Genomic DNA, 17,282 nt, shown 5'->3' on the forward strand with positions numbered 1-17,282 from the left:
CTGTCAATTTCAAGTCAACGCCTGACCACGGGCCGAGCACTGTGCGCTTGGGTCCAGGGCCGGCGGGCACCCGGGTGCTACGTCCCTCCTGAGAGGGATTCCGCCGGAGGGCTCGGGCGTGTTCAGCGCTCGTCTCCCTGGGCGGGTTGCCGCGGCGTCGCCTCGTCGCGCTCGGACGAACCCGGTTGCGTATTCCTTCCGCCTTGCGGCTGCGTGCCGATGGCTCCGCCCGGCCCCAATTCCCGCTGCTGCTCGAGCTCGGTGTCGTAGCCTTCCTGCTGGAAGCGGGGCTTCACGTCCATTTGCGGCATCGGCTCATCCCTCGGCGAAGGGACTTCCTCCTCGATGATCCCGGAGCCACCCCTTCCTTGATTCTCGTTGCGCGGTGGCTCGACGAAGCTCTCGAGATCCTGGGACTCGTTGACGGTGCCCTCCCACTCCGAGCCCGTCTCCGGCATGTTCTCGATCCGACGCTCCTCGCAGGCCCCGCCCAGCAGTGCCGTCGACATCAGTGCTCCGAGTGCCGTCCACCGTCGGAATCCTTTGTCTCTCATCTCCACCCTCCAGGGTTGAAAGCGCTCAATCCGAGAGATGGGCACCCGGGCGTGTTTCAAGGAGTTGCCAGGGGGCATCAAGGGGTTTGCCGCCCGTCTGCCATCCGGGTATCCGCTCTCATGGGGGGGAGCGTTCACCGTCCAGATGGACTTGCCCCCGCTCAGGAGACGTGGGTGATCCAGATGTTGCGCGTGGCGACATTGGGCAGCGCGAGCAGATCCGCGATGCGCTGTCCCGGGGGGAGGGGGCGGTCGAACGGATGGCCGGCCACGAGCTCCTGATCCGCGGGGGTGATCATCACCATGAAGCGGAAGAGCATGCCCTCGCGCCGGCCGCGCGGCAGCAGCAGGTGGGCGGGCCAGCCGCGCTCGCGCACCACGGACGAGAGGCTCGCGGGCCGGAAGATGACGGCTTGCTCCGAGGGCCGCAGCGTGTGGTCGAAGCGGTCCATCTCCATCCACATCCGGCGCTCCTCGGCGAACGCATCCGCAGCGACGTGGATGCGCACCGTCACCTTCTGCTCGCGGGGCAGCAGGTTCTCCACCCGCAGGACGTAGTGGAACGCGTCGTGCTCGAGGCGCGGCTTGAGGATCTCCCGCCCGTCCGGGAGTCGCACCGGGTGTTGCGCCATGCGGGTGCGCAGCGTGTGCGTGCTCGATCGGAAGGAGGGAGGGGGACTGGTCCAGTAGTCGCCGCCGAAGGTCTCCTCGCTCCAGCGTTGTCCGTCGAAGTCCGGTGACGCCGCCCCGGGGATGTCCTGGTCGAAGCACAGGAGGATGTCCGGGCTCTGGTGCAACGGAGCGACCCCATCTCCGAGCCACTTGCGCACCAGCACCTGGGGTCCATCGGACAGCTCGTGCGGCGGCAGATGGGTGCTCTGCCAGGTGTCGATGATGTCGTCCACATGGCGGTGCCAGCGGAAGAAGAGGGGATCCCTCGCCGCGGTGGCCGGAGAGGCCATGACACCGGGGAGGCCGGACCTGTCGCGAGGGCCCGTCAGGCAGGCGAGGAGCACGTGCCCCAGGTTGTGGTGCGAGCCGTAGGGGCCGAGCGGATCCGCCCACGCCTCGCCATCCACGGAGCCCATGTTGGACTCGGCGGTGTCGGCGAGCTGCTCGAGGTCCTCGATGAAGAGGGGCGTGGAGCCCTGCCACAGCAGCCCCGAGGAGGCCGCGGTGAAGAGCCGGTCGCGGCGCATGGCGTGATCCGCGATGTCGTAGTCGGCGACCCCCCTCGGGCTCAGGCCGGGCGGCCGGGGCGCGAAGCCGGGGAGCCGGGCGTCATAGCCCTCGTTGATGGGGGACGCGTAGTCCTGCAGGGGCTCGACGCGGGGCATCCCGAACGCCAGCCGCTCCGTGTCGTAGCGGGCCAGCAGCTGCTGGTGCACGTACCAGAACAGCTCTCCCCGCCGGTCCTGGAGGAGGCGTTGCTCGGGCCGCGTGGGGTCCGGGTACCCGGTGGCCGGGTGTTGCACGTGCCACGTGTCGAGGTGCTCGTTGAGCCCCGTGTCCTCGCGGAAGTAGTCGAGCCAGATCTCCGCGCCGGGCGTCCCCGGGTTGCCCCTGCGGGGAAGCTCCGGGCGCAGCGAGGGCACCACCAGGTGCGGAGCGCGCTCGTGCAGGGGCGGCACGGGCAGGTGGCGGCCCTCGGGGTGGTGGGCGATGAAGACGCGCAGCGCGTACTTCACCCACTCGGGGTCCCCTCGTTGGATCCGCTGCTCGGCCTCGTCGAGCACCGCCGCCAGTCCCTCTTCGCCGGGCCGCGCGTTGGCCAGCTCCATGAAGCGGGCCGCCAGGGACACCGCCCGCTGGAGGTGGGCGGGCAGGAAGGGGAGGAAGCGATGGGCGGAAGAGGGGGGCTCGAATGGCGCGAGCTCCCCCCGGGGCGTCATCGGCAGGGGAACCGGTGGGGACTCCCGGCACAGCAGGGCCCGGGTCCGGGCATGCAGCTCCGAGAGGCTCACTTGAGGCCGACGTAGATGTTCTGGACGTCGTCGTCCTCGTCCATCGCCTCGAGGAACGACTCGACCTCGGTCCGGGCCTCACCCTCGAGGTGCACCGGGTTCTTGGCGATCCACGCGAGGTTCTGCGAGCTCACCGTCCAGCCCAGGCCCGCCAGCGCCTTGCTCACCGCGTCGAGCTCGGTGGGGTTCGTGAGGAAGCGGGTGGCACCTTCCTCCGCGGCCTCGAGGTCCTGCGCGCCCGCCTCGATGGCGGCGGTCTCCGCATCGGCGCCCCCCTCGGGCGGCGTGGCCTCGATGACGCCCAGGCGGTTGAAGTCCCAGGACACCGCGCCGCTGCTCGCGAGCTGGCCCTTGCGGAACAGCACCCGGATGTTGGTGGCGGTGCGGTTCTTGTTCTCGGTGAGGCACTCGACGATGACCGGCACCTGGTGCGGGGCGAAGCCCTCGTAGGTCACCAGCTCGTAGTTCACGGGCTCATCGAGCAGGCCGGCGCCCTTCTTGATGGCGCGCTCGAGCGTGTCGCGGGGCATCGAGCCCTTCTTCGCCTGCTCGACCGCCATGCGCAGGCGGGGGTTGCTGCTCGGGTCGGGACCGCCGGCCTTGGCGGCGACGATGATTTCCTTGACCAGCTTCGTGAAGAGCCGGCCCTTCGCGGCCGCATGTTCGGTGCGGCCCTTGTGCTTCCATTGAGCGCCCATGGGAGCGCTCCTACCTCATTCCGGGTCGGGGTTCACCAATTCAAGGACCCGGGAGTCCACGGGCCAGCGAGCAGCAGCTGGCCGGGCCTCCCTCCCGGTGGCTACCCGGAGACCGGGGGAGGGCTCAGAACCAGCCGCCCTCTTCCTTCTCGGAGAGCCGCTGCCAGGAGCCGTTCTGGAGCTTGTACTCGATGGACTTGATGTTGGCGTTGCCGTCGCGATCCAGGTCGGCCTTGGACATCACCATGATCGTATCGGGCCCGGTGCTGATCACCTGATAGCGGTAGTAGAGCAGGCCATCGGGACCCCAGCCCAGGTCCGCCCAGTGACCCAGGTTCATCGTGAAGGCCTGCTTGCTGCCGTCCGCCTCGTGGTCCGGGTTCCACGGCAGGTCCGGCACGTCTCCGCCCGGGAACTTTCCACCGTGCGCGGCGGTGTACTCGTTCAGCACGCGCATGATGGAGCCCATCATCATCTCGCGCTCGGCCTGCTTCGTGCGGAACATGACGTTCTGGAACTCCGGCAGCGCCACCGTGGCGAGCAGGCCGATGATGCAGACGACGATCATCAGCTCGATCAAGGTGAAGCCCCGACGGGCACGGACGGGATGCTGCGACATTCGATTCGCCATGACTGGCCCCCTTCGACACGAAAGGAAAGGAAGGATCTCGAGGATCACGGAGCGGTATTGCCGGCGGTGACCGGGGTGTTCGACGCGGGAGTGAGGAGATAGCTACCCTGGCCCAGTGACTTCACCTGCATGCCCTTGGCCTTCTGCTGCTCGAGCCAGGCCTGCTGCTCCGGGGTGAGCTCACCCGTGCGCGTCGACTGCATCATCAGCGACCCATTGGTCTGATGCGGGATGATCAAGGTGCTCGGCGGCGCGCCCGGATAGGAGGACTGCTGCTGCCGCTGGTTGTTCCGCGACACGTTGGCGCCGTGGTACGCGCCCACCGCGAGCACCACCAGGGCCAGGGCGGCGAACAGCGCCTTGCGCGACCCCTGGGCCTTCCGCTCCTCGGGCACGTCCGGCTGGAACGTCACCTTGCCCGTGGCGGCGTGCTTCTTCGGCGCCGCGTGGACGGGGGCGGGAGGGGCTTCCTGGTTCGAGGCCGCCTTCACGTTGCTGGAGAAGTCGACGGCCTCCTGGGTCAGCGTCTCCCAGGTGCGATCGATGGCGAGCGCCAGGTCCGGCGAGGCCGGGTTCGCGGCGCGCAGTGCCTCCAGGACTCCGTCCACCTCGGCGAGCAGCGCGTTGAGCGCCACCTCATCCACCTTGCCGCCCGCGCTCAGCAGCAGATCCTGCGCCGCCGCCAGGCGCCAGCGCACCGCCACCGCATCCCGCAGGCAATCGGCCAGTCCGTCGTCCTGGAGCGCCTCGCGCTCGGGCATCGTGAGCTTGTCCTGGAGCTTGCGCGCCCCGGGCAGCGACACCGCCAGCATCCGTTGGCCCCGCAGCACCTCCAACGCCTGCGCCTGGGACGGCACGTTGCCGGGCCACATCGCGGGCTGTTCCAATTTCCTGGGGGCGGGCGCCGGCGCGGCTGCCTCACCCTCATTCGAAGTCGGGGGGGGTTGGGTTTCCGGATCGTTTGTCATGGTCCCACATGGGTTGACGACGTGCCCATCATCCGATTGGTGAGGCCCTCAACACAATCCATTGCTTGCTCAGGTTCGGGGTGGGTATGGCACCCACGAACCCGGCCGTCGCGTCCGGTTGAATGCTTGTAGTTGCAATAAAACAGGGGAGCCAGAATTCAGGACATCGGCCGCCCGCTGGTGGCCTGGGCCATGCGGAGCGCGCGCTCCATCAACTCGCCCTGGACCCAGCGCTTCTCGCCCTCGGGTGAGCGGCGCTTCCACTCCCCGGTCGCGTCGAGCACCCACGCGTGGGTGTTGTCCGAGAGGCCCCGCTCGAGCAGATCCCGGATCTGGGCGAGGAGCTGGGCATCCTCCACCGGCGTGAGGGCCTCCACGCGGTGGTCCAGGTTGCGGGGCATGAGGTCCGCCGAGCCGATGTAGCAGCGCGTCTCTCCGCCGCGCTCGAAGAGGTAGATGCGCGAATGCTCGAGGAAGCGGCCGAGCGTGGAGACGACGCGGATGTTCTCCGAGACGCCGGGGACCTGGGGGCGCAGGCAGCAGATGCCTCGCACGTTGAGGTCCACCGTCACCCCGGCCCGGGAGGCGTCATAGAGGGCGCGGATCATCGCCGGATCCACCAGCGCGTTCATCTTCATCTGGATGCGCGAGGGGCGCTCGGCCGAGTGCGCGTCGATGGTGCGGCGGATCTCCTGGAGGAGGCCCTCGCGCATGTTGATGGGAGCCACCAGCAGCTTGCGGAAGGACTTGGGGCGGGCGAAGCCGGTGAGGAAGTTGAAGAGGTCCGCCACGTCCGCGGCGATCTCCGGATCCGTGGTGAAGAGCCCGAGGTCCGTGTAGAGCCGGGCCGTCTTCGAGTTGTAGTTGCCGGTGCCGACGTGGACGTAGTGGCGCACCCGCTCGCCCTCGCGGCGGACGATGAGGATGGCCTTGGCGTGGGTCTTGAGGCCGGGGATGCCGTAGACGACGTGCACCCCCGCCTCCTCCAGGGCGAGCGCCCACTGGATGTTGGTGCGCTCGTCGAAGCGCGCCTTGAGCTCCACCATGCACACCGCCTGCTTGCCGCGCTCCGTGGCCCGGATGAGCGCGGGCACCAGCGGGGACTTGTCCGACGTGCGGTAGACGGTCTGCTTGATGGCCAGCACGTCCGGATCCTCCACCGCCTCCGTGACGAAGCGCTCCACCGAGGTGGTGAAGGACTCGTAGGGGTGGTGGACGAGCAGAGCCCCCCGGCGCATGGCCGACATCACCGTGCCCACCTCTCCGCCGTCGCCCTCGGCCTTCAGGCGGGGCTGGGTGACGGGGGTCCACGGGGGATCCCTCAACTCGGCGAAGCCCGGCGTGGACACCACGGACATGAGGTCCGACAGGTCCAACAGGCCCTGCTCCTCGTAGAGCTGCCGGGGCTCCAGGGAGAGCGCCTCCATGAGGGGCTCGAGCATCTTGGGGCTCATCCCCGCCTGCACCTCCAGGCGGATGACGTCCCCGAAGCGGCGCTGGCGCAGCTCCGTCTGCACGGCCACCAGCAGATCCTCGGCGTCCTCGGAGACGGTGAAGTCCGCGTCGCGGGTGACGCGGAACAGCCCCCGGTCGAGCACCTCCATGCCGGGGAAGAGGGCGTCCAGGTGGTGGGCGATGATGTCCTCGAGCGGGACGAAGGACGTGCCCCCCTTGAGCGGGACGAAGCGCGGCAGCAGCTCCTTGGGGACCTTCACCCGCGCCACGTTCTCCAGCTCCGTCACCGGATCTCGCAGCAGCACCGCCAGGCTGAGGGAGAGGTTGGAGATGTACGGGAAGTGTCGTCCCAGGCCGATGGCCAGCGGGGTGAGCACGGGGAAGATCTGCTCGCGGAAGCGCTGATCCACCTGGGCCCGCGCCTCCGCGTCCAGATCCTTCATGCAGAGGATGCGCAGGCCCTTCTCCGCGAGCGCGGGGCGCAGCTGGTTCTCGAAGCACTCGGCATGGCGCCGGCCCTGCTCGAGGATGCGCTCATGGAGCTTGTCGAGCGTCTCGCCCGGGATGGCGCCGTCCGGCACGAGCCGGGCCACGCGGCCGCGCACCTGCTCGTGCAGCCGCGCCACGCGAATCATGAAGAACTCATCCAGGTTGCGGGCGTAGATGGAGCAGAACTTCACGCGCTCCATCAGCGGCACCGATGGATCCTCGGCCAGCTGGAGCACCCGGTTGTTGAAGGCGAGCCAGGACAGCTCCCGGTTGAAGAAGAGGCCGCTGTCCGGCACGTCCATGCCCTGCGGGATGACGTCCCGCTCAACGGGCTTGCTGGTGGTACCACGGGTCGAGGATGCACGCTTGGACATATCCGCTCTCATGGTGATGCGGGAGCGGTGTAGCAAGCCTGGGGCCGGTGGGATTGTGAAACTTCATGGAGAAGGGTGCTCAGTTGCCGTGCGTGTCGATGCGTTGGCCGGACTTGGCGCGCCCCTTCTTCGAATCCTGCCGGGTGATCTTGGGAACCTTGTTGCGTCCCTTGCGGGTACGGCCCGTTGCCTTGGATGCTTCCGCCTGCATCTTCTTCGCCTTCGTTCCACGAACTCCTGCCATGTCGGTCACCTCCGGTTCCCCACGAAGGTGGGTACTGAACAGGTTCCAGGCACGGGTCCGCGGCGGACGTCTGGCAGGGAGGCACGCCGGCAGGGCAGGCGTGCGGGAGGCTAGGAGGCGATGGACTCGGCGAAATACTCGGGAGCGCGGCGGGGAGCCACGCGTGGCGGAGTGCCCCGGCGTTCCACGTCGTAGGACTGCGCGTAGGCGCGCGCCTCCTCCATCAGCCGCGCCAGACACTCCGCGTGGGCGCGGATGGACAACACACACATGTCGAACCGGTTGTCCGCATCGGCCTGCCGGACGACGGCCCAGCCCTCCAGGGGAAGGGGATTCTGCATGTCCGCCCGCCAGAGCACCCGGTTGGTGGAGAGGCCCAGGTGCGCCAGCGCGTGCTCGACCTCCAGGTGCTCCATCCAGAGCACCGCCTCGCGCGACGAGGTGGACTGGCGGGGGAGATCGATCATCACCTCGAGGCCGCAGTCGAACTGGAACCCCCACCGGTACCGGGGCCCCAGGCCGTCCCCCGCGTCGTGCACGAGCGCGGGCCCCAGGAGTCGCTCGAGCTCTGCTCGCGATACCCTCAGGGTGCAGGCGCGTTGCTGCTGGCTCCAGAGGTCTGGACGATTGGCGGGCAGGGGCTTCATGGGCGTTCTCCTGTGCGTGGGAGCGAAATGTAGTGCTCGGGCGTGGTACCGCCAGCCGTGCAAGCCCGCATCGTTCAGTTCAGCAAACGCGCCGGCTCTTTCGCACCACGCATCGCACGCATGTTGGCCCCGGTTCCCATTCGTGGAGGGGCTCTCCGCGAATGGCATCCCCCTTGCTGGGCGGTCCACCGGGTGGCAGGTGGTGGACATCCCTCCCTTACCCCCGCCCTCTGGGAGAGGGCGGGGGGGGAGGGGCTCCGGCTCACGGATCGCTGAAGTAGCCCTCCGGGGCCGTGGGGGACCAGGTGTTGATGCGGACGTTGAGCGCCCGGTACTGCAGCGAGGTGTTCCAGTCACCCATCAGCACGACGAAGTTCGGCGTGGTGAGGACCGGGCCGGTCACCGAGCGCTCGATGACCGTGCCGCCCACGGTGGCCCGGACGCCGTAGTAGGCGTAGGAGCTGCCGGGGGCGATGACCTGGGGCTGGAAGGACACCCCCGTGGCGGGCCCGGCGACCGAACCGTACTCCGTGCCGGTGATGACGGGCGTGAAGGCTCCCCGGGTGTCGCCGTCCGCCTGCGGCGCGAAGTGACCGAAGTCGAGCGTGGCCGGCGCGTTGGGCGAGGCATGGATGAGCCGCACCAGGGGCACGGGCACCGCGTCCGGCGCGAACTCATCCCTCACGACGGTCAGCCGGACCTGCGCGCCCTCGGTGCCACTCACCACGGCGAGGTAGCGGTGGCCCGCCTCGAGCGGACCGGTCGAGGCATCGGCGAGCACCGTCACGGAACTGTCGCCCGATTGCGTGAAGTGAAGCTTCCCGCCCGTTGGGGTGACCGGCAGATCGCCAATGGCTGGCAGGGCTCCGTACCGGAGGCTGCTGGCGATGATCTGCGAGCCGTTGAGCACCTGGAGCCGGGTGGGGGAGGCGTCGGCCGTGGCCGGATTGACCGCATGGAAGAAGTAGAGGAGCGGATCGCGCTTCAGGCGCACGGTGCCGTCCTTCCCCGCGGGGACCAGCAGCAGCGCGGGAGCGCCCTCGTCCTGCAGGGAGCGCCGGTCATCACCCGTGGTGATGGCGAACCAGGCGCTTCCCTCCACCAGCGTCCCGCTCGGAGGAGAGAAGAACAGCTTGCCGCTCTGCGAGGGCGCGAAGGTCGGCGAGCCGATGATCGCCAGCCGCTGGGGCTCCGCCGGGATGGAAACGCCGCCCGGGGTCGTGTCGGCCGAGTACGGATCCACCGCGGTGGTATAGGGCGTTGCGCCCGTCTCGTTGGCGAGCCGGCGGTTGCGGCTGGTTCCGGTGACGCGGTCCGCCGTCACGTAGCGTACCCGGACCGTGCCCGCCTCCACCGGCTCGAAGGACTCCTTCAGCACCAGCAGTTGCGGCTTGTCCATGCGATCCATGCCGGCGTACGTGATGTTCCCGACGCCCACCAGGGTGAGCCGTTCCCCGTCCTCGAGGGTGATGGCTTCCGAGGTCACCACCGGAGCGTCCGTGAGCGCCGACTCCGCGTTGCGCACGACGAACTGCACGCTCTCACCGGGGGGCAGCTCGAGCTCGTGGTAGGCCGTCACCGCCTCGTCGCCCGGCTCCACCGGCGTCGGGAACAGCTTCATGTCCCCGACGTAGATGTCGATCTTGTACGGGTCCCACGGCGCGTCGGCATTGTCGCTGGGGTTGTTCTTCAGGCCCAGGTAGGCATTGACGAAGCGGACGTAGGCCTTGGACACGGGCTCACCCGCGTCCGTGCCACCATCGGTGCCCGCGTCCACCGGGGGCTCGATGATTCCGCCGTCTCCTCCGTCCGGAAGGCCGTCTCCGGCGTCCGTCCGGGTCTCGCCCGCATCCGTCTTGCCGGGAGGGTCCTCCGGGCCATCGTCGCAGCCGGTGGTGGTCCCGGCCGTCAGGGCGAGGACCGTCATCAACAACCAGACACCCAGAACGTTCCTCTTCACGCGTGCTCTCCAACAGGAATGAGAAGACAGACATCCGCGGGCGGGGGCGCGGGATTCCGGCCCCCGTCCATGAATCACCCGTGCTCGTGGCTCACCGCTTCTCGCATTCACTGCGCAGCGGGTAGATGCGGCCCTTGGACAGCTCATCGCGCAGGTAGAAGTAGGCCATCACGCCCGCGTTGAACTGCGCGTGCTGGAGCCACTCCGAGACCGCGGCGGAATCCGTCCCCTCCTCGATCTCCGGGGTGAGGGGATTGTCGAGGGTGCAGATCTTCTTCCACAACGTGGCGCCGCCGATGGCGCTGGGGTTGCCACTGGGAGGCTCGCTCGAGCCGGTGCCGAACTTGCCGACGCGCACGAGATCGCAGGCGCCGCGGGCGGCTCCGAGCATGTTGGCGCCCCACTTGCCCCAGTCCGTCTCCCGGGGAGAGAAGTCGATGTCCACCTCTCCGTATTTGATCCACGCCTGCATGAATTCCGGCGTGAAGGTCACGGTGGTGCCACCCGCGGCCATCCACGTCATGTAGCGCGCACCGCCGTGCGGCCCGAGCGCCCGCTCGAACATCGCCAGGTGGGACTCTCCGGTGGAGGAGGTGCCGAACAGGCCCTTCGCGAGGTTGGCCACGCGCGCCCCGTTGAGCGCGACCAGCGTCTTGGCGGCGCCGCTCTGGCCATCACCCGCGCGGCCGTGGCAGTTGGCGCAGATGCCCTGGAACACCGTGGCTCCGGGCGTGGTGTAGTAGAGCTCGCCCCACGGCTGCTTGGGAGCGCCCAGTGTGTCCTTCATCCATGGCTCGACGGACTCCGGCGGCGGAGCGTTGGTGTCGAAGCGGCAACCCGGCTTTGGAGTCCAGAAGTTGGTGGGGATGCGCTGGTGGGCGAGCGCCTCGTGCTCCGCGGTGATGGGGTAGCGCGTCAGGTAGTCGAAAGGCGGGACGCCGATGCTGGACTCCCAGCGGGTGTTGCGCGGCTCGTAGGGGACCTTGTCGGTGAAGTCCTCGGACACCCACCGCACGTCGGGGGGATCCTGGCAGGTCTCCTTCACGGCGAGCTCCGCCTGACGCAGGCGCTCCTGACGGTTGGCTTCCTTCTGCGCCGTGCTCAGCCCGCTGTCCTGGGGCCAGTCCAGCGAGGCGATCCACCGCGCCACCAGGAGCGGAGCGCGGCAGTCCTGGCCGGGGACGTTGGCGGGCATGTGGATGATGCGCTCGTCGGTGTCGCGGGCGACGCGCTGGAAGAGCGTGCTGGCGGGGGTCGGGCTCCTCAGGTCGGCGGCGAAGTCCGTCACCCCGAAGTTGACGTAGGAGCGCAGCCCGTTGCTCTCCTTCAGTGAGGTGGGGAACTGGAACAGGATGCCGCCAGCGGAGAAGTCGAGCGAGGCAATCGACGGGTTGCTGAGCACCGCGAAGCCATTGGGGTTGTGGCACTGCGCGCAGTTGGGGATGAAGTAGCCCTGGAGCTCCAGCTCCTGCGTATTGCGCGCGCGCTTGCTCCCGTACGTCTCCAGCTTGGGCAGGTCCGCGCTCGAGCGGATGCCGGTGAGCACACCGTAGCTGATCATCCGGTCCACCTGGGAGAGCTCGTCCTCGAGCACGTCCGTCTCGGCGTCCACACCGCCTTCGCCACCGGGCCGGCGGTTGAGCTGCAGCGGGGTGAAGCCGAGGACGAAGTTCTGCCCCTCGGAGCCGGTGTGACAGTCGATGCAGCGGTGGCGGCCGGGGACGGCGTAGTTGCGCGTGGCGCCGGTGGCCTCGTCCGTGCGGTAGACGAGGACGCGATCGGAGAAGCTCGAGCCGTCGCGGTAGCGCAGGTCATTCAGCTCCGCCACCGTCTCGTCCTCGTTCCAGATGTACGTGCCGAAGAGCGACTCCTGCCACGGCTGGCGCACGACGATGAGCCGCGTCTCGATCTTCCGGTAGCCCACCTGGCCCTGGGCGTCCTTCACCGGCTTGAAGAACGTCTTGTAGAAGCGGGTGTTGGGAGGAATCTCGAAGCGCTTCGTCGTGGCGTCGTACCGGATGGACTGGCCGGCGGGCACGTGCACCTGGCGCAGCTTCTTGGCGTGGTCCGAGAAGAGGGGATAGGTGGGCGCGAAGGCAATGGTCCCGTGCTGGGCCAGCTTCTGCGCGTCGAAGGTCACGATGTCGGTATCCGTCTCGGACAGGAAACGGGGCAGGGCGGTGAGGCTGGCGAACCAGGCGTCCTTCTCCGGATCGCTGCCCAGCGGCTTGTTCTCGGGGATGCAGTTGCCCAGGTCGGTCATCGCCTCGCCCACGTCACGCCCCACCGTCACGCCGCCGTCGGACGAGCCCTCTTCCCTCACCTCGAAGGTGCCCTCCGGCGCGCCCTGCGCGAGCCAGGACGTGAGCGCCTGTCCGAGCGCCACGGCCTCTTTGAGCTGCTCGGAGGTGGGCAGGGGAGGCATGGCGCCCTGCGTGGCCATGCGGGCCAGGGACGGGGCCGCCACCCGGAGGCCCGCGAGGTCCGAGGTGTACTGGAAGCCGCCCCGCGCCTCGGGGGTCTTGTGGCACGAGCCACACTGCGCGTCGACGCTCGCCTTCAGGTTGTCGAAGGTCTCCGTGACGACCTCGCGCGTCGCCGCGCGGCGCAGGGGGATCCGCTCGTTCGACCGTGCCGGGTTGCAGGTGACGGGCGTGGGACCGGGACCGGCATCGCCCGCGTCGGGCGTACCCGGGTCCGCCGAGCCAGCATCCTGGACGCCCGGCTTGTCCGGGGACGGGCAGCCCGCCGTCGTCACGACCACGAGCATGGACACACTGAGAGCGAGGCTCGTGACGAGCCCATTCCTTGTCATCACCATGAGGCCGGATCTCCTCCTGCGCTGCGCGAGCCTTATCGGAGAATGTGAATAGGGGTTTGACAAAATATCGTAACGAAAGCCGGACTGTAATCTTCCAGGGCCGCGGGGTTCGTCACGGTTGTATGTCTTTACGAAATGGTAACGGCCGGAGGAGCAGGTGCGCTCCTCCGGCCGCGGAATGCTCAGACAGGGGGATTCAGCTCACAGGCCCTTGCACACGCCGGCGCCGCGGCCCAGGTCCCCGCCGCAGCCGAGCGGGCTGATGTCGCTGCAGGAGATGAAGCCCTGCTCGGTCAGGAAGTCCTCGAACGCCTGGGGGTTGCTGTAGACCCAGTCATAGAGGGCCTGCTCCTGGGCGGCCTTCGGGAAGTTCTTGTTCTCGTTGAGGAAGAGCTTGCGCGAGAGCGGGTAGACGCCCGTGGTGTTGCTGGCGATCAGCTTGCGGACGTTGGCCTGGGTGGGGGCGATGCCGTCCACCTTGAGCGCCGCGTTGCCGGCGCGCTTGGCGGAGTCACCGGCGTAGCCGATGGCGTTGGAGTTGGCCGCCGTCAGCTTGCCGATGCAGGTGGTGGCGCTGTCGGAGATGGAGCAGGCCGAGGGGTTGCTGGCGGACTCGTCGTTGATCACGACCACGTCGGCGCAGAAGTTGCTGCAGCCGAGCAGCGACTTGAAGGTGTCCGTGGTGCCGGACAGGTCGTCACGGCGGTACTTCACGATGGTGCCGGCGGTGGAACGGCCCAGCGCGGACCAGTTGCTGACGCAGGTGGCGGCGCTGCCGCTGCCGTCGCCACAGAACGCCTTCTTCAGGTTGGCCGAGGTGATGCTGTTGCCCGGGAGGGCGTTGTAGGTGGAGGTGCTGACGAAAGCGTTCACCGCGTCGAGCGCGACGACGTTGCTGGACTCGCCAGGGCAGCAGGCGCCATTGGAGGCGGCGCCACCCGCGCAGGTGCCCGCCTTGAAGTCGCGCGACATGGGCGCGAGCGTCTGCTGACGGCCGATGCAGAACGTGCCCGAGCCGTTGCGCAGGCAGCCCTCACCCACGCTCGAGCCCTTGCCCTCGATGGTCAGGCCGGCCTGGGACTGAATATTGGTGGCGACCAGGACCTCCTTCAGGGTGTCCGAACCGTAGAACTCGTTGTTGGGACCCAGGTTCTGGGCCACCGACCCGAACTGCTCGGCCTCCATGGCCGCACCACCACACCCCACCACAGACATCGAAACCACCACGGCGGCCGACATCACCCACTTCATCTTGTTCATGACGGATGCTCCGTGTTGCGAGGGACTCAAGTTTGACAAGACATGACTCTGGGAGAGCCGTCGAACCCGGTGGGGGCCGGCTTCGACGGAGCGCAAGGTGCCTCAATCCCCGGGCTTCTTCGCGCTCCAATTGCGTCAAAGTTCCGCCAGCGGCAGGTCACATGTCACGACTGTCTATCGTGTCACGGATGTATGTCTTTTATTGCGACGGAAGCCGGGGGCCGTCCGTCGCAATCAGTTGCGAGTGGATTTTTCCACGTCGCGCTCCCGTCAGGACAGCAGGGGCAGCAGCCACGGGATGAGCGGCAGGGCGCTGATCAGGTAGCAGGAGGCGAGCAGCGCTCCGGCGAGGAGCCGGCGCTCGGAGTCTCGAGGCCAGCGCAGCAGGCCCACGGGGAGCAGCAGCAGGGGCAGCCCGAGCAGGAGCCAGAGCAGCGCGGGGATGGAGTGGGGGACGTGGCTTCGCTCGAGGTGTTCGAGCAGGTTCAGCGGGTCGGCGCGCTGTCCCGAGCCGGTGAGTCCCACGTGGCATCCCTCGGGGGTGAGCAGCGTGAGGCCCCGGCTCGAGGGAACGAGGAAGCCGGAGGATAGGTGGATGCAGGGGCCATCGAGGAGCGCGACGGCGGCCAGCGGACGGGAGCCTTCTCCCACTCGCAGGGAGCCATCCGATCCGAAGGCCGTATACCAACGCTGGTCCTCCCATTCGTGGATGACGCCCGGGCCCTGTTCCGGCCGCGAGCGCGACAGGGGCACGAGCCGGGAGCCCTCGGCCACCGATGGCGAGGGCAGTGGGCGCAGCCCGGAAGGCGGTGGCTCCGAGGGGAGGATGCTGCCGTCCGGTTCGAGCCGATGGGTGGCGGGGATGCTCGCGGGCCGCAGGCGCCCGGCCACGCGCAGGTCGAGTCCGGCCAGGACCTGGAGGGACTGTCCTTCCATCACGCTGGCCCCGCTATCCTTCACCTCGCGGAGGGCCCCACCATCCTCGAGGAGGAATCTCCATCCAGCCTGAGCGGCGCGGTACGCCGCGCGCACGATGCAGTCCGGGAGGTACAGACACATCTCCTCACGCGTGATGGTGAGGGGGAGCTCCGTGTCGCCCACCCTCACCAGGACCGCATCCGCGGCCTCGGCCCGGGTGTCCTCGCCTCGTGCTGGCGCGAGCGCCACCTCCAGCCGGTGGCCCGACCATCCCAGACCCAACAGGCGACTGCCGGCGCCGCCCGGAAGGCGCTCGGGAGGAACCTGCCAGCCCTCCTCGTCCATCACGGCCGCCACGAGCACATCGACCACGCCGCCTGGAGACGACGATCGAGTGCTTGCCCGGTAGACGAGACCCACGAGACCGCCCGTGCCTGGAAGCAGGCCCTCCACGCGTTCGAGTGCTATCTGCTCCGGCATGGGAGCCAGGAGGCGGGCCTCCCCACGCGTGGGCTGGAGCAGGGCGATGCCCCCTCCTGGAAGGTCCGGCGCGGCCGGGCAGGGGACCCACACACGGTTCTGCTGGGCGAGGAGGGGAAAGCGCGTGTCCCGGCCACAGCTGGAGGGCGCCGAGGCGAGGGGCTGGCCGGCCGCATCCTTCCAGCGGAGCTGACGCGCACCGGTGGGGTGCTGGGGCCAGAGCGCCACGAAGCCGAGCGCCGCGAACCAGAGCAGGCAGGCGAGGACCAGGAGCAGCCAGGAGGGGATGCGAAGGAAAGACACCTGCCTGAGGACGTCCAGGCAGGCTCATCTCTTCCTGAGTGGGTTGCGCATGCTCCCTCTCCCCCTAGTACTACAGTGGGACTTTGAGGTCCGGGTCTCTGCGTCGGTAATGGCAGAGCTTGGCGATGGCCTGATGGCGGCGTCGCCAGCGGCTCCAGTGTAGGACAAACTCCAGGGCCGGCCGTATCACCCAGACAATGTTCAGCAGCAGCCGCCGGACTTCCTGGATGGAGAAGCGGATGAGGCCAGGCCCTGGCGCCGACGAAACCGGAGCATCCGGCGAGGGCGACGCATCGGGCCCAGTGCTTTTGGGAGCAGTACGGCTTCCTCCTCGTTGTTGGCCAGTACCCGAGAAGCCGCCAGGAACGCATGCGCCACCATGCACAATGTCATATGGCGATACCACCCCGCGTAACTGCGCACTTCGTATTCGTCCAGGCCCACCTCGCCCTTGGCCGACTCGAAGCATTCCTCCACTGTCCAGCGACTCCCAGCAGCCTTCACCATCGCCTCCAGCGAGGTGTTGGCTGACGCATGGACCAGATAGTGCGCTACCTCGGTGGCATTCGTCAGGCTCCGGCGAAACAACAGCCACCGCGCCAGGGTTCCCGTGTGCGAATTGACTTGCACACGAGCCCATTCATACAGACGGGGACCCTTGGCTCCCTTCCCAGCGGACAGGACTGTCCAGTCCCTCGGCTTCACCTCTCGCAGCACCTCACCGGCCGTTACCTGAGCCATTCCCCGCCACACGTAGGTATTGGAAGCCACCGCCAATACGTAGCGCTGGTGCCGCTGCTCCAGAAAGTGCCGTAGCGTCCCGTCCCGGCCATACACCTCGTCACCGAGTACCCAGGAAGGCTTCAGTCCCGCATTGAAAGTGCGCTCGAGCATGACACGGGCCAGCTCCGGCTTGGTAAGAAAGGCCACCGTGTCCTCAATCCCAGCCTGGCGACATCTGTCCCTGTCTTGCGTCCACTCCTGGGGAGATACAATTCCCTATCAATCAGGGTATGCCCGCGAGGCGTCACATAGGCCAGGAAGACGCCCACCTGACAATTCTCAATCCGACCCGCTGTCCCCGAATACTGGCGCGCCACTCCCGCCGACTTGTTCCCCTTCTTGAGAAAACCCGTTTCGTCCAACACCAGCTCGCCTCCCTCGCCCAACTGCTGGCGTGCATAGGCCAGCACGTCATCGCGCACTGCGTCCGCATCCCACCGGGCCCCGAGCAGCAGGTGCTGGAAGGCGTAGGGGTTGTACCTGCCCGCTTCTTCCGCCAAACCCCAGGCATTCTTGCGCTCGGCACGCGAGAGCAGCGCCCGCACGAAAGCCTCGGCGGAGCGCTGTGTCTCCGGACGACAGAAGTGGCGCTTGAGCCAGGTCAACACCTCCTCCCACGCGGCGGTGAGCTTCTGGATGATGTGGACCTCCCTCTCGTCGTACGCGGCAGTGGCGAGCATGGCTTCCCCCTTTGGGAATGCTACTTCTCCCATTGGGTTCAACCGTTCCACCT

12 protein-coding genes and 1 pseudogene are annotated in these 17,282 nt (G+C 68.2%); all 13 read right to left on the reverse strand.

The genetic code is table 11. The features are described 5' to 3' along the window. Positions 1–122 precede the first annotated feature (122 nt). A complete protein-coding gene (locus JQX13_RS38265) occupies positions 123–554 on the reverse strand; it encodes a hypothetical protein (protein ID WP_203404361.1) in 432 nt (143 codons plus the stop codon). A gap of 161 nt (positions 555–715) precedes the next feature. Further along, positions 716–2,518 carry a tyrosinase family protein gene (locus JQX13_RS38270; RefSeq protein ID WP_203404362.1) on the reverse strand — a complete coding sequence of 601 codons (1,803 nt, stop codon included), beginning with the start codon at positions 2,516–2,518 and terminating at the stop codon, positions 716–718. Beyond that, positions 2,515–3,216: a YebC/PmpR family DNA-binding transcriptional regulator gene (locus tag JQX13_RS38275; protein ID WP_203404363.1), complete on the reverse strand. Its 702-nt coding sequence runs from the start codon at positions 3,214–3,216 to the stop codon at positions 2,515–2,517. Before JQX13_RS38275 ends, JQX13_RS38270 begins: the two co-directional genes overlap by 4 nt. 124 nt (positions 3,217–3,340) lie before the next feature. Continuing rightward, on the reverse strand, positions 3,341–3,847 hold the full coding sequence (locus JQX13_RS38280; protein WP_239014103.1) for a type IV pilin protein: 507 nt from the start codon (positions 3,845–3,847) through the stop codon (positions 3,341–3,343). A gap of 44 nt (positions 3,848–3,891) precedes the next feature. Continuing rightward, complete coding sequence (locus JQX13_RS38285; protein WP_203404364.1) at positions 3,892–4,719, reverse strand: hypothetical protein; 828 nt, start codon at positions 4,717–4,719, stop codon at positions 3,892–3,894. A 254-nt stretch (positions 4,720–4,973) separates the two neighbouring features. Continuing rightward, positions 4,974–7,133, reverse strand: coding sequence for a polyphosphate kinase 1 (ppk1, locus tag JQX13_RS38290; RefSeq protein WP_203404365.1), 2,160 nt, complete (start codon positions 7,131–7,133; stop codon positions 4,974–4,976). Positions 7,134–7,212: 79 nt separating this feature from the next. Next, positions 7,213–7,377, reverse strand: coding sequence for a hypothetical protein (locus JQX13_RS38295; RefSeq protein WP_203404366.1), 165 nt, complete (start codon positions 7,375–7,377; stop codon positions 7,213–7,215). A 110-nt stretch (positions 7,378–7,487) separates the two neighbouring features. Further along, complete coding sequence (locus JQX13_RS38300; protein ID WP_203404367.1) at positions 7,488–8,024, reverse strand: hypothetical protein; 537 nt, start codon at positions 8,022–8,024, stop codon at positions 7,488–7,490. A gap of 262 nt (positions 8,025–8,286) precedes the next feature. Continuing rightward, the gene (locus JQX13_RS38305; protein ID WP_203404368.1) at positions 8,287–9,984 is read right to left on the reverse strand and encodes a DUF4397 domain-containing protein; all 1,698 of its coding nucleotides are present in this window, start codon (positions 9,982–9,984) and stop codon (positions 8,287–8,289) included. A gap of 91 nt (positions 9,985–10,075) precedes the next feature. Next, positions 10,076–12,805, reverse strand: coding sequence for a hypothetical protein (locus JQX13_RS38310; RefSeq protein ID WP_203404369.1), 2,730 nt, complete (start codon positions 12,803–12,805; stop codon positions 10,076–10,078). A gap of 201 nt (positions 12,806–13,006) precedes the next feature. Beyond that, complete coding sequence (locus tag JQX13_RS38315; protein ID WP_203404370.1) at positions 13,007–14,065, reverse strand: substrate-binding domain-containing protein; 1,059 nt, start codon at positions 14,063–14,065, stop codon at positions 13,007–13,009. 270 nt (positions 14,066–14,335) lie between these two features. Beyond that, complete coding sequence (locus tag JQX13_RS38320) at positions 14,336–15,766, reverse strand: hypothetical protein (RefSeq protein ID WP_203404371.1); 1,431 nt, start codon at positions 15,764–15,766, stop codon at positions 14,336–14,338. A gap of 304 nt (positions 15,767–16,070) precedes the next feature. Next, positions 16,071–17,229, reverse strand: a pseudogene (locus JQX13_RS56590) (IS701 family transposase); the annotation flags it as partial. Between the last annotated feature and the right edge of the window lie 53 nt (positions 17,230–17,282).

Origin of the sequence: Archangium violaceum (assembly GCF_016859125.1) — a bacterium.
In the GTDB taxonomy this organism is placed as follows: domain Bacteria; phylum Myxococcota; class Myxococcia; order Myxococcales; family Myxococcaceae; genus Archangium; species Archangium violaceum_A.

Excerpts from the sequence above, each read along its gene's own strand:
- JQX13_RS38300 (WP_203404367.1), bottom strand. The coding sequence starts at position 8,024 with ATGAAGCCCCTGCCCGCCAATCGTCCAGACCTCTGGAGCCAGCAGCAA.
- JQX13_RS38285 (WP_203404364.1), bottom strand. The coding sequence starts at position 4,719 with ATGTGGCCCGGCAACGTGCCGTCCCAGGCGCAGGCGTTGGAGGTGCTG.
- JQX13_RS38265 (WP_203404361.1), bottom strand. The coding sequence starts at position 554 with ATGAGAGACAAAGGATTCCGACGGTGGACGGCACTCGGAGCACTGATG.
- JQX13_RS38295 (WP_203404366.1), bottom strand. The coding sequence starts at position 7,377 with ATGGCAGGAGTTCGTGGAACGAAGGCGAAGAAGATGCAGGCGGAAGCA.
- JQX13_RS38280 (WP_239014103.1), bottom strand. The coding sequence starts at position 3,847 with ATGGCGAATCGAATGTCGCAGCATCCCGTCCGTGCCCGTCGGGGCTTC.
- ppk1 (WP_203404365.1), bottom strand. The coding sequence starts at position 7,133 with ATGTCCAAGCGTGCATCCTCGACCCGTGGTACCACCAGCAAGCCCGTT.
- JQX13_RS38275 (WP_203404363.1), bottom strand. The coding sequence starts at position 3,216 with ATGGGCGCTCAATGGAAGCACAAGGGCCGCACCGAACATGCGGCCGCG.
- JQX13_RS38310 (WP_203404369.1), bottom strand. The coding sequence starts at position 12,805 with ATGGTGATGACAAGGAATGGGCTCGTCACGAGCCTCGCTCTCAGTGTG.
- JQX13_RS38315 (WP_203404370.1), bottom strand. The coding sequence starts at position 14,065 with ATGAACAAGATGAAGTGGGTGATGTCGGCCGCCGTGGTGGTTTCGATG.